The sequence below is a fragment of the Peribacillus sp. YIM B13481 genome (genome assembly GCF_042787985.1).
GTDB classification, from domain to species: domain Bacteria; phylum Bacillota; class Bacilli; order Bacillales; family DSM-1321; genus Peribacillus; species Peribacillus simplex_A.
This window is the reverse complement of sequence record NZ_JBHZPE010000032.1, coordinates 1-12,101: the sequence shown is the minus strand read 5'-3', so window position 1 is coordinate 12,101 and position 12,101 is coordinate 1. Positions and strand designations below refer to the sequence as shown.

12 protein-coding genes are annotated in these 12,101 nt (G+C 39.3%); 3 read left to right on the top strand and 9 right to left on the bottom strand.

The genetic code is table 11. The features are described from left to right. Window positions 1–37 precede the first annotated feature (37 nt). Together ACFX4X_RS17115 and ACFX4X_RS17110 are read left to right on the top strand one after the other, a co-directional pair. Window positions 38–985 (top strand): IS110 family RNA-guided transposase, encoded by a 948-nt coding sequence (locus ACFX4X_RS17115; protein ID WP_377384945.1) that lies wholly within the window; start codon window positions 38–40, stop codon window positions 983–985. 92 nt (window positions 986–1,077) lie between these two features. After that, window positions 1,078–1,269, top strand: coding sequence for a hypothetical protein (locus ACFX4X_RS17110; RefSeq protein WP_377384943.1), 192 nt, complete (start codon window positions 1,078–1,080; stop codon window positions 1,267–1,269). Window positions 1,270–1,558: 289 nt separating this feature from the next. Here ACFX4X_RS17110 and ACFX4X_RS17105 read toward each other — a convergent pair whose 3' ends face one another. The 3 genes from ACFX4X_RS17105 to ACFX4X_RS17095 all read right to left on the bottom strand — a co-directional run bounded on the left by ACFX4X_RS17105 (window position 1,559) and on the right by ACFX4X_RS17095 (window position 4,161). Next, complete coding sequence (locus tag ACFX4X_RS17105) at window positions 1,559–2,191, bottom strand: LysE family translocator (protein WP_284469567.1); 633 nt, start codon at window positions 2,189–2,191, stop codon at window positions 1,559–1,561. A gap of 366 nt (window positions 2,192–2,557) precedes the next feature. Next, complete coding sequence (locus tag ACFX4X_RS17100) at window positions 2,558–2,863, bottom strand: NIPSNAP family protein (protein WP_377384941.1); 306 nt, start codon at window positions 2,861–2,863, stop codon at window positions 2,558–2,560. 446 nt (window positions 2,864–3,309) lie between these two features. Continuing rightward, window positions 3,310–4,161, bottom strand: coding sequence for an SDR family NAD(P)-dependent oxidoreductase (locus ACFX4X_RS17095; RefSeq protein WP_377384939.1), 852 nt, complete (start codon window positions 4,159–4,161; stop codon window positions 3,310–3,312). A 291-nt stretch (window positions 4,162–4,452) separates the two neighbouring features. On the opposite strand from ACFX4X_RS17095, the gene ACFX4X_RS17090 reads away from it, so the two are divergent. Then, window positions 4,453–5,103, top strand: coding sequence for a TetR/AcrR family transcriptional regulator (locus ACFX4X_RS17090; protein WP_377384937.1), 651 nt, complete (start codon window positions 4,453–4,455; stop codon window positions 5,101–5,103). A 528-nt stretch (window positions 5,104–5,631) separates the two neighbouring features. Here the strand turns inward: ACFX4X_RS17090 and ACFX4X_RS17085 are convergent. From ACFX4X_RS17085 to ACFX4X_RS17060, 6 genes are all read right to left on the bottom strand, one after another. Further along, the gene (locus ACFX4X_RS17085; RefSeq protein ID WP_054397421.1) at window positions 5,632–6,129 is read right to left on the bottom strand and encodes a PTS sugar transporter subunit IIA; all 498 of its coding nucleotides are present in this window, start codon (window positions 6,127–6,129) and stop codon (window positions 5,632–5,634) included. 220 nt (window positions 6,130–6,349) lie between these two features. Continuing rightward, on the bottom strand, window positions 6,350–7,324 hold the full coding sequence (locus ACFX4X_RS17080; RefSeq protein ID WP_317779160.1) for a carbohydrate kinase family protein: 975 nt from the start codon (window positions 7,322–7,324) through the stop codon (window positions 6,350–6,352). A gap of 16 nt (window positions 7,325–7,340) precedes the next feature. After that, window positions 7,341–8,813, bottom strand: a complete 1,473-nt coding sequence (locus ACFX4X_RS17075; protein ID WP_034314995.1) for a sucrose-6-phosphate hydrolase — start codon at window positions 8,811–8,813, stop codon at window positions 7,341–7,343. 69 nt (window positions 8,814–8,882) lie between these two features. Then, entirely contained in the window at window positions 8,883–10,331 is a 1,449-nt protein-coding gene (locus ACFX4X_RS17070) for a sucrose-specific PTS transporter subunit IIBC (RefSeq protein ID WP_284469637.1), read from the bottom strand. A gap of 194 nt (window positions 10,332–10,525) precedes the next feature. After that, a complete protein-coding gene (locus tag ACFX4X_RS17065; RefSeq protein ID WP_377384934.1) occupies window positions 10,526–11,521 on the bottom strand; it encodes a LacI family DNA-binding transcriptional regulator in 996 nt (331 codons plus the stop codon). A gap of 324 nt (window positions 11,522–11,845) precedes the next feature. After that, on the bottom strand, window positions 11,846–12,067 hold the full coding sequence (locus ACFX4X_RS17060) for a hypothetical protein (protein WP_377384932.1): 222 nt from the start codon (window positions 12,065–12,067) through the stop codon (window positions 11,846–11,848). Between the last annotated feature and the right edge of the window lie 34 nt (window positions 12,068–12,101).

Sequence of the window (12,101 nt, the reverse complement as noted above, 5' to 3'; positions counted from 1 at the left end):
ATATGTATTGTTAATCTTTTATTGAGGTGATTCTCCTATGGAAGCAATGATTGAACGGTGTGCTGGCCTAGATGTACACCAAGAAACAGTAGTAGCCTGTGTATTATTTGGTCCATTAGATAAAAAGCCAAAAACCTCTATTGAAACTTTTTCAACTACAACAACGGGACTCTTGGCTTTAAGTGATTGGCTCGCTACCCTTCAGGTATCCGATGTTGTGATGGAAAGTACGGGAGTCTACTGGAAACCAATATGGAATATACTCGAAGGTTCTTTTCACCTTGTTCTTGCCAATGCCAGGCATGTCAAAAATGTTCCAGGGCGTAAAACGGATGTGAAAGATGCCGAATGGCTTGCCAAGCTTCTAAGATGCGGACTTATAGAAAGCAATTTTGTCCCACCAGAGGATATTCGTGATTTACGAGATCTTACTCGTTATCGAAAAAAATTGATTCATCATCGCACATCAGAGCAGAATCGCATTCACAAAATTCTTCAAGATGCTAATATCAAGCTAACATCCGTTCTATCAGACATTTTTGGTGTATCGGGACGCCGTATCCTTGAAGCGATTCTAAACGGTGAAAAAATAGAGACCGATGGTCTTAGAAAAATGGTGGATTGGCGAACAAAAGCAAGTATTACTGACATTGCCAGTGCAATTAATGGTCGTATTCGCCGTCATCATCGTGATATGTTGCGTTTCCATTGGGAGCATATGGGTTATTTAGAAGAAACCATAGAAGAATTAGAAAAACAAATTGATCAACTCCTGTCCCCTTATCGTAAGGAAGTAGAATTATTGGATGGTATACCTGGTGTGAACAAAGCTGCGGCAGCTACTTTTATTGCGGAGATGGGTGTTGATATGTCCGTATTTAAGTCAGCTAAACACCTTGCCTCTTGGGCTGGTGTGAGTCCTGGAAATTACGAAAGTGCTGGTAAAAAAAAACGAGTAAAACCACACAAGGTAACAAAGCTTTGAAAACGATGGCCGTAGAGTGTGTATTAGCGACATCAAGGCAAAATAATCGAATTGCTTCACATCGAAAAAGGATTACCAAACGGCAGGGAAAAATGAAAGGACGAATTGCTTCTGCTCATTTACTATTGACGATTGCTTACAACATCTTAAAAACAGGAGAACCCTATCAGGAACTAGGCTCAAATTACCTTGAAGAAAAACAAAATAACAAAGAATTAAAAATGATCGAATACCTAAAAAAGAAAGGCTATTCAATCGCTCCATCTAAACAACAAACTGCATAACCCAATTAAAATAACGACATGGTACATTTACGCCCTTCGAAAAAAAATAAGAATATGGAGGGTTTATTTTAGCATGGCTTTTTTACTAATGTATTTTCATACAAAAAGGAGCTGCTGATCAGCTCCTGGTAATGAAGTAAAGCACCTTATAGTTTAAGTGCATTTTTTCACAAATAAGAAATACAAGCTGATTTGTTGATTAAGCAATCATTAAATATAGCCACCGTATTTAAACTCACGTTTTCTTTCGTGATAAAAACAAGAGGAGCTAATAAAACTCTTCAAAGGTTTATTTTCTTTCATGAAAAGCTAAGTTTACAGCTAAGGCACCTAAAACAGATGCCATGAACCAGCGTTGAATTTTAACCAAAAAAGGTCTTCTTCCAACCCAAACCGCGACCTGACCAGCAAATAAAACAATTAGTAAATTTACAGCAAAGCTAACAAAAATTTGCACCGTTCCTAATTGAGCAGTTTGAACAAGCAGTGAACCACTATTAGGATCCATAAATTGAGGTAAAAGTGAAACATACAAGACCGCAATTTTTGGATTTAACAAATTTGTCATAAGGCCCATAACATATAGTTTTTTTGGTGACTCTACGGCTAAATGCTGTGGCTCCAGGATTGAACTTGCTCCTGGTTTTATTGCATTCCAAGCTAACCACAACAAGTAGATAACACCTAACCATTTAATGATGTCATACATTACTGGAACTAATTCGAACAAGAAGGATAAACCCAACATTGTAGCGATAATATAAATCAAAAAACCAGTAATTACTCCTAAAAGAGAAATTATCCCGTCCTTTTTACCTTGCGAAATTGTTCTAGATATTAAATAAATCATATTAGGACCAGGTGAACAGACCATCCCTAAAGATACTAGAGCAAAAGCGCCTAATGTTCCTAATTCCATCATTAAATTGCCCCCCTTTTCAATCATCACTATACCCGTTAAATAACGTAAATTTCTTCTAATGTACGGTCTCCTCTAAGGCACTTGATGAGGGAACTTCATCTTTATATTCCATAAAAGTCTTAATCAATAAATCCTGAATTAATGGTGCATCTGAAACTTCTGCAAAATATAATATCCCTCTCTCTTTTGTAATAATTATACATTATAAGTTATTTTATACATTATTATTTTACTATTCTTATTGAACTATCCTGCCCCGATAGTTCCATAAGAACAAGCTGCCTTAAAGACAGCTCCGATCTTCAGCTAACGCACCCGTTAGCTTAACAAGGTATGTATAGATTATTTTTCAACTTTAATGTATGTTCATTCGAATATAGGACGCATAAAGCTTCTCTCATAACTTAAAATACATTTAGTCTCTTCTGCAAATTTATATGCTTCTTGACAATCTGCATCCAATGCCATTTTTACTCGGTACTCTTCATATGCTGCTAAACTTGGGAAAGTGAATAATGCAAAAGCAATATTATTAGCACCCTCGTGTGGAAGGAAATAACCCTGATGTGTACCGCCTAATTTATTAACTAATCGAATCCACATCTTACCGTATTCCTCGAATTCATTTAATTTATATGGGTCAATAACATATTTCAAATAACACGTAACCATTTTAATCCCCCAAAAAAATCTATTTTTTTCCATCATAACATATAATTCGACTAACCTGCCCCGTTAGTACAATTGGTTACTCCATGTACTTCCACCTCTTTATCCTACTAGTAATTCAATCAAACTCCACCCTCTTTCGAGGTGTAGCTTTTAAATAAAGTTTAATCAAAAATATCTCGAAAACCCACATTTGACGATAAATAAAAAGAATCTATTTTGAAAAAAGATTGATCAAAATAGATTCCTATCCAGAATATTCCAGTTTGATTTTTATAAAAAATTTTAATCAATTTCAGTGTATCTAAGGTTTATTCTGCCTTCTCGAATTGAATGTGCCAGCTTTCCATGACTTTCCCGGCCGGGCTAATCTCTGAAACAAGCCTGTGCTTCACCGGCGTGTGTTCGGTCCCGGATGGGTTGATGGACAGAAGCATTAGAATTAGCTATCAGTGCGCCTCCGGGGTCATCCATCCTGCAAGATCGGACGGACCGGCCGGCTTCTTATTGTTGGCGGAGCCGTCGCGTGGACGAAGCATGCCGCCAACGAGACGAAGTCCCTGTTTCCTCGTCATGAATCGTCCAATCTGCGTACCTATATAATTCTGTGTTCCCGGAACGACATACAGCTTCCCGTCCTTCAATGCCCGAAGCGCAACTTCCACGACTCGCTCCGGTGTGTCTTTCTTACCGACGGCGGCTTCTTCCGCGCCTACGACGTTGAAGAAGCCGGTGTCCGTCGCTCCGGGACAAAGCGTGAAAAATTGGACGCCACTGTTGCGGTTCTCCCACCACAAGGCTTGGGTAAACGACAAGACGAAGGCTTTCGTTGCTCCGTATACGGCCATATAGGGAAGGGGCTGAAATCCGGCGGTCGATGCGACATTGATAACGGCCCCGGAGTTTCTACACAACATATCCGGCAAGAACAAGTGCGTCATATCTACAACAGCGGCAACATTGAGCATGACTTCCTCATGCTGGCGCACGCCTGACATTTGTTCAAACAAACCATGCGTGGCAAAGCCTGCGTTGTTGACCAGCATTTCGATCTCTAAATTCAGAAGTTGACATTGCCGATATAACTCGCCTGGCGCGCCCTCTTTGCCAAGATCGGTAGGAATCACCTCGACCTTGACGCCGTGCTTCTTTCTAAGCTCCGATGCCAGGTTCTCCAGCTTGTTTTTCGATCGGGCTACGAGTACAAGGTGGCCACCCTCTTTGGCCAATTGTCGGGCGAATTGCTCTCCGATGCCGGATGAAGCTCCCGTGACAAGCGCCCACTTTCCTTTTATGTTCATTGTGCAACTCTCCTATCTACTTTTTTATAATTAGGAAACAGTGTTACTTAGTCCTTAAAAATAATTCCTGACTCTCATAAGAGTCAAGAATTATGATACGTTCCGGTAACGGTGTTTCCAATTGAAATCATTGTAACTAAGCTTTTTAAGAAAGTCAACATCGTTTTTTGAATCGTTGGTTTTTAGCATCCCTCGCAACATTGACAACGGTCCGACAATTATATTAAAATTCCTGTTAAGAGCTGGAAACATTGTTTCTTATCAAAAATGTATTAATTGAGGGTGATAGCGATGACAGAACAAAATAATTCCTTCGCTGCAAATACGAAAAAGTTGGAAACGTATCAGGAGGCTCGCTTGAAAAATATTGAAAATCTTCGAAAGCTCGTCGTCGATGCTGCGGCAACGATTTTGTACGATGAGGGTCCTGAAGCTGTGACGGTGCGTAAAGTTGCGCAGAAGATGAATTGCTCTACCAAAATCATATACAACCTGTTTGTCAATAAAGATGGACTGGCTCAGCAGCTTTATCTCGACGGCTGCAAGATTCTCGCCAACAAATTCGAGGGAACGCCGCGCGCTGACGATCCGATGCAGCAGCTGTTTAATTTAGGCGAAACCTTCTGGCAATTCGGACAGAGTTACTCCGGTTATTACAAGCTGATGTTCGGAGGAGCCTTCGCGGATTTCAAACCAGACGAGGAGAGCATACACGGCACCGTAACAGCTATGCGGCAGTTATTAACAGTAATTGGTAATGCGCAAGAGCAGGGACTGATTACCGGTCCGTATGACACGGAAACCGTCGTCCGTATCTTCTGGGCGTCGCTCCACGGTGTTATCCATCTTTACATGTGCGGACATTTTGGTGATGTGCAGTCCGCACATGCGGTTTACAAGCAAACGCTGTCTTTGGTTGTCGATTCGTTATTTTCGAGTTGAGTCTTCTAGAGAAGAAAAAAAGCAACTTAGGGTGTCTTTTCTTTATTTTTTAAAACGTCGCAACTTTATTTCAAAACGACACGAGGGTATTTTTTTAATACAAGCAACTTTGATAAATGAATAAATAGAAAGGGCATGTTTTGAAAAAGATTAATCATAACATGCCCTTATACTATTTAATTGGATTATTCTTTTATAAAAAAGATTGAACATTTTTATGTTCCTTAATGAACTATTCTGCCCCGATAGTTCCATAAGAACAAGCTGCCTTAAAGACAGCTCCGAACTTACCTGCCCCTTTAGTTCATTAAGCAAGGTCACCAAATGGCAGCCCCAGAAAACTGCAGTAATAATATACGTGCAAAATAGCACTTAAAATAAGTGCAAATTATCACCTAAAGTAACACAATTCCGTTAAGTTATGATACCAACTTAGTCAAAATAAAAACACCCCATTTCTGGGCTGGACATCTCTTGGTCATATGTTCTTTAGTTCTTTAACGAGTTTCTTCTGTTTTACTCATTCTCCTATTTTAAGGTAACTACCAGAACGGTCGTTTTACCGGCTACAGATTGTCCACTATAGTGATACTCTAAATGTGTCACAATGTCTCCATTGGTAATGATCATCGGTGTAATAGTACTTGATGCTTTTTCCTTTACCAGTTCAAGGCTGTAGGTGACCAATATGTCTCCTGCTTTAACCTGGTCACCTTCTGCCACACAAACGGAAAACCCTTCTCCTTTCATGTTAACCGTGTCCAATCCAATATGAATCAATATTTCCAGCCCTTCTGCCGTTTCCAATGCAATGGCATGCTTCGTCGGGAAGACATTGATGACTTTTGCATCAGCCGGCGCTACTACCTTCCCTTCGATAGGAAAGAAAGCAATACCATCTCCCATCATTTTCTGTGAAAAAACTGGATCCGGTACATCTTCAAGCTTTAAAATTTCTCCTTCAATTGGCGATACTAATTTTATTTCCGAAATTTTTGTTTTTTTTCCAAATAAGTTTTTTAACAAGGTAATACCTCCAATTATTTTTAATACTCTGGCTGAACAGCAAATTTCTTAAGCAATCACTTTTTTGATTTGTTCTTTTAGCTGGTCTGATTTCGGTCCAAAAATTGCCTAGATGTTATTTCCTATCTCCAAAACGCCCGCAGCTCCAAGGCCTTTTAATCGGTCCTTATCAACTTAGCAAGCCAATCGGTCGGTACTTTTCCGTTTAGGGCAGCCGCCATTATTGATCGATTTGCTGCAGTTGATAAATCGCTTCTTTGGCCGGAATGGAAGAGATTGCTCCTTTTCCAGTCGTAGTAAGAGCGCCACTAGCGTTTGCAAAGCTTAGGATTTCTTGGTGATGAAGTTCAAGAACTTCTTCCAGATTTCCTTGCCGAACGTCTTTTTCTAATAACTGATACAGCAAGCCTCCGATAAATGCATCCCCAGCCCCTGTTGTATCCTGTACGCCGACGCGATACCCGGTTGATTCGTATTTTTTACCTCTTACATATAATTCGGCACCTTGAGCTCCTTTTGTATAAATTACTGCTTTAACAGCACCAGTAAATAACGAAGAAACTGCTTTTTCTTTGTCAGTAATCCCGGTAATAAACTCAAGCTCTTCATCAGAAATTTTCACAATATGAACCATTGGAACAAACTCTAAAATCGTTTTCCGGCATTCTTCAGGATCAGTCCAAAGCGGAAGGCGGACATTTGGGTCAAAGCTGATGATTCCGCCTTTTGCTTTTAGAGAAGTAATGGCTTTCACATGCGCATGCTTCATAGGACTTTCCACTAAATCGACTGAACAGAAGTGGAGGAGGTCGCCGTTTGCAAACCAGCTATCGTTAATTTCAGTCTCATGAAGCAGCAAATCTGCAGAAGGATTGCGGTAGAAAGAGAAATCACGTTCACCATTTTCAAGCAAAGATACAAAAGCAAGGCCTGTGTTGGCTTCATTTGTTCTCGTAATTTTATCTATTTTCACGCCGGCTTGCTGCAATTGTTCTAAAAGAAAGTCCCCAAATGAATCCATTCCGAGCTTAGTAATTATCGATGCATTGCCGCCATTTCTGGCAACTGATACAGCAACATTCGCTGGAGCGCCTCCTGGAGCACGCTCGAATTCCATTACATCTTTTAGTGCGATTCCTTTTTGAAGGGGGATAAAATCAATTAATACTTCACCGATTGCATATAAATTTCTCATACCTTACCTCTCGCTTTCATACATAACTCCATTTTTTTGCTTGAAAAGTGGTGCTTCCAGATAATGCAAAGAAACGAATTTCATTTCTGTTTTCACGAGGGAAAATTCGGCTCGTGAATACTTCTTCACCGTCATTGATGAAAATCTCAACAGAAGAGGTATCTACAAATAAATGAAACTTAATTTTTTTGGTATTAACAAAGCATTTTCGGATTGTTCCATAAGCTTCTCCAACGGTCTCACCTGAAGAGGAGCGGTCAAGAATGACTTTTTTCTCTACAGTATCATATTTAATGACCGTTTTTTCATCATCACCGGCCCTGAATTCAATACCAAATTCAACGGCATCGTTGTTTTCAAATTCACATACCATTTCATAGGATACTCCTTTGAATTCTTCATACATGTTCTTGGTGTTCTTCAAAACACCTTTTACTTCAGTTTCCTGCCTGCGTAGAGCTTGAAGTTCCTGCACTGGCCGCTGAATCAGTTTGCCGTTTCGAACAGATAATTCTCTGGGCAGTGTTAAACAATGCGCCCAGCCATTTTTGTCTGTGGGTAGGTCGATTTCAGGCAAGCCCATCCATCCGACAAGGATACGCCTTCCGTCAGGATTAACCATTGTTTGCGGCGCATAAAAATCAAAGCCTCTGTCAAGCTCCTGAAAAGAGCCATGTGATAATGAGTGGGTTATTGTATCTAGCTTGCTGCCAATAACATAACCGGATTGATAAATATTGTGGTAAAGGTCTCCCTTGGGCTCCAAACCTTGTGGAGAAAACATCAGTACACCATAGTTTTGCAGTTCAAAATAATCTGGGCATTCCCACATATATCCAAAAGTTCCAAGGTCAGTTTGTAACTCTCCTTCAAATGTCCAGTTTACTAGATTGGAGGAACGATATAGGACAACACATCCTGTTTTGTCTTTCCGCTGTGCACCGATTACTGCATAAAAGGTATCATTTTCTCTCCAAACTTTCGGGTCGCGGAAATGATTAGTATATCCTTCTGGTACGTCCCGAATGAATGGATGGGTCAATTTTTCAATTTGTCCCGTTTTCTCCATGATGGCGATACATTGATAGGGATGTCTTTGCCAATTCTCATCACGGGTGTTGCCGGTATAAAATAAATATAGTTTTCCTTCATATTCAATAGCACTTCCGGAATAGGCTCCATGGCTGTCATAATAATCATCCGGTGCGATCCCGATGCCGGCATTTTCCCAAGAAACAAGATCTTTTGATTTCGTATGATACCAATACTTCAACCCATGTACAGGACCAAGTGGAAACCATTGGTAGAATAAATGGTACTCGCCATGATAAAAAGAGAAGCCATTAGGGTCATTAAGTAGGCCGGATAAAGGCTGTATATGAAAGGTTTGTCGCCATGTGCATTCATTTACTCTTGTTTGCAAATTTTGCAGCTCTACCTGATTAACATCTTCAACGCGGCGATAACGCTGTTCTTTTGTCCATCCCATGTGATCAGACTCCTTTAAAAAATCAGAGGACTGTTCCTTGTTTCGAACAGCCCTTTTCATATTAATAAATTAGGCTGCTTCTTTTCGAGAAAGGGCAGCAACTTTTTTATCTGTCCGATTTGCTAAACTGAATGTTGCGATAAAGGCAACAGCAAAGGAAATGGCCATACCAATTATATAAAAGATAATTGTATCTGTTTTTATGGAAATAATCCCTGGTAGACCTGCAGCACCAAGTGCAATCGCCTTTACTTTGAAGAAGGTGACGAAAGCAGAGGCCACTCCTGAACCTATAATTGCTCCAATAAATGGATACTTCAGTTTTAAGTTAACACCGAACATTGCAGGTTCTGAAATCCCTAAAAGAGCCGAAATACCCGCTGCAGATGCCGTACCTTTTGTTTTTTTATCTTTCGTAATGAAAGTAACTGCAAGGGTTGCTGCACCTTGAGCAATATTGGACATTGCTGCAATTACGAAAATAAAAGAGCCCCCAGTTTTTGAAATATCAGAAAGTAATTGTGTTTCTACAGCAATAAAGCTATGATGCATACCTGTGATAACGATTGGTGCGTAAAGAAGTCCAAATATAGCTCCTCCGATAAAACCAGTTCCATCATATAAGAAGATGAGACCGTCTGTTAATAAGTTCCCTGTAGCACGAGTAATCGGTCCTACTACTGTGAACGTTAAGATACCAGTAATAAAAATTGTCAATAATGGTGTTAGAATATTGTCTAGTGCGGAAGGAATGACTTTTCGCAAATACGTTTCTATTTTTGCTAAAATAAAGGAAGCAACAAGTACTGGCAACACAGTGCCTTGATATCCGATTTTTTCAATTTCAAATCCGAAAATATTCCAGACCTGAATTTCACCGCTTACTAAGGCTCCTCCGTATCCCCAACCATTCAATAAGTCAGGGTGAACCATTAGCATTCCAAGTGTAGCACCCAAATAAGGATTTCCGCCAAACCGCTGTGTGGCAGAGAAACCGATTAAGATTGGAAGGAATACAAATGCTGCGTTGGCAAATGTATTAATTAGAGCTGCTAAATCTGCGAATCCCGGGTTAGCTTCGACAATGGATTGCCCTGCGATAAATAAGTCAGGTGCTGTGAGCAAGTTGTTAATCCCCATCAATAGACCGCCGGCAACAATTGCAGGAATAATAGGAACAAAAATATCAGAAAGCATTTTTACAAAGCGCTGAAGCGGATTCATTTTCTTCGAACCAGCATCTTTTACATCTTTCGTCGACATTTCAGTAAGTCCAGTTAGCTTTGAAAACTCTTTGTATACTTCATTAACAGTTCCCGCACCGATAATAATCTGGTATTGTCCTCCAGTTGAATATGTTCCCTTTACTGCATCCATCTCATCTAGTTTTGCTTGATCGACTTTATCTTCATCATGTAAAGCTAAGCGGAGCCGAGTCGCACAGTGTGCTGCAGCTGCCACATTTTCTTTCCCGCCGATTGCCTCCAATATTTCCTGAGATACTTCTTTATAATTCATAATGATCCTCCTTTTAAACGTTTATAAACGCCGACTTGGAACCGGTTCCGTTTGAATTCAAAAAAAACATATGAATATATTAAGCAACGGAACCGGTTCCAGTATAAACCAAAAAAATATAATATCAACAAGTTGATTCACAGAAACCGGTTACATTTTAGAAGGGAAATATTTGGTAACCAATTTCATTTTGATTATAATCGGTGTGGTAAACGATTGTCAACGCTTTCTCTTTCAATAATTTTATATTTTGATAGAGATAATTTTGGTAATTCTTCCCCGTTAACAAGCTTTACGATACTTTTAGCTGCCATTTGTCCTGCTTCTTTGTAGTAAAATTTCGCTGTAGTTATGCCTGGGTGTATCATCTCTGTTACTTCATAACCTCCAAATCCAGTGATCGACAAGTCTTCTGGGATTTTTAAACCTCTTAAATAAGCTGCTTTCAAAGCACCAATCGCTATATTATCAGTTGCACATACGATAATAGAGGGAGTGAATTCCTCAATAATAGAGGGGACATTGATTAATGCATCTGTTATGCTGAAGCTTGTTTCATAATACCTTACTTCACAGTCTGGTTTTTCATCTATCGCCCGCTGAAATCCTTTTTTTCGCATGACTCCTACAGCAATATCTTTTCCTGTTACGCCCAAAAAAGCAATCTTACGGTGACCTTTTTCCAGCACGTGTTTTCCGAGATCATATGCTGCTTCATAATCATTGTGTATGATGCTGTGAATTGTTTCATGCTGCTGACCAACCAGTAAAACGGGCAAGTGCAGCTCTTTGAAGGCCTCTAAATGGGCGTCTGTAACTTGGGATGGAAGCAAAATCATTCCCGCAACCTTTTGCTTAGCCAGTGTGTAAATATTTTCAATTTCCCGATCTAAATCCTGACCGGTATTTGAGATCAGCATTTGATAATTTAGTTCTCTTAATTGTTCATCAATGCCAATTAACGTATGAGAAGAAGCATACGAATCAAGTCTCGGTACAATGGTACCGATTATATTAGTTTTCTTTGCTTTTAAACTTTGAGCGAAGGCATTAGGAGCATAGCTGGTTTCATTTATCACTCGTTCGATTTTATTTTTCGTTGCCTCACTAACAGAACCATTATTTAGATAACGTGAAACTGTACTCTTAGCAACTCCGGCAAGCTTCGCGATATCAGTAATTGTAACCAAAGCATTCATCTCCGTCTTTATATGGATTTATTTATTATACACCAATATGTTTAGTAAATTAAGAGGTGAATATAGTTGATTATTTAAACAGGAAATTTTACAACGTTATCATTGCAAATTTAAATGTAAACACATTCACGTCCAAGTAGGAGGTGAAAAATATGGAAATTAGTAAAGAGGTTACATTTATACAATGATAAATAGAACTAACCATTATGAGAAAAAAATCCTTTCTTTTCTATTTAGCTCTCTTCCTAAATGGGTATAGCACTCCATCAAACCCAATTACGAAACATTTCGTATACTTCCTGATTAGTTTTAACATTACCAAGAAATACACCCATAAGTATAATAGTATTCTTTATCACTAAATAACGCTTGAAACTCCTTATCATCTGCGAAATCATTAAAAAACAAGTCCATTGAACTGTCTTTTCTTACCCAAGCAATTGCTTCTATATATGGAGTGAACTCATATTTCCAATTATCTACATGAAGGTGATTACCAGTATAGTTTTCATCATTAAAATAATCTTGATTATTCATTGACTTACCCCCGAAAACTCAATTATTAGCAGAA

Excerpts from the sequence above, each read along its gene's own strand:
- ACFX4X_RS17115 (WP_377384945.1), top strand. The coding sequence starts at position 38 with ATGGAAGCAATGATTGAACGGTGTGCTGGCCTAGATGTACACCAAGAA.
- ACFX4X_RS17110 (WP_377384943.1), top strand. The coding sequence starts at position 1,078 with ATGAAAGGACGAATTGCTTCTGCTCATTTACTATTGACGATTGCTTAC.
- ACFX4X_RS17105 (WP_284469567.1), bottom strand. The coding sequence starts at position 2,191 with ATGATGGAATTAGGAACATTAGGCGCTTTTGCTCTAGTATCTTTAGGG.
- ACFX4X_RS17100 (WP_377384941.1), bottom strand. The coding sequence starts at position 2,863 with ATGGTTACGTGTTATTTGAAATATGTTATTGACCCATATAAATTAAAT.
- ACFX4X_RS17095 (WP_377384939.1), bottom strand. The coding sequence starts at position 4,161 with ATGAACATAAAAGGAAAGTGGGCGCTTGTCACGGGAGCTTCATCCGGC.
- ACFX4X_RS17090 (WP_377384937.1), top strand. The coding sequence starts at position 4,453 with ATGACAGAACAAAATAATTCCTTCGCTGCAAATACGAAAAAGTTGGAA.
- ACFX4X_RS17080 (WP_317779160.1), bottom strand. The coding sequence starts at position 7,324 with ATGAGAAATTTATATGCAATCGGTGAAGTATTAATTGATTTTATCCCC.
- ACFX4X_RS17075 (WP_034314995.1), bottom strand. The coding sequence starts at position 8,813 with ATGGGATGGACAAAAGAACAGCGTTATCGCCGCGTTGAAGATGTTAAT.
- ACFX4X_RS17070 (WP_284469637.1), bottom strand. The coding sequence starts at position 10,331 with ATGAATTATAAAGAAGTATCTCAGGAAATATTGGAGGCAATCGGCGGG.
- ACFX4X_RS17060 (WP_377384932.1), bottom strand. The coding sequence starts at position 12,067 with ATGAATAATCAAGATTATTTTAATGATGAAAACTATACTGGTAATCAC.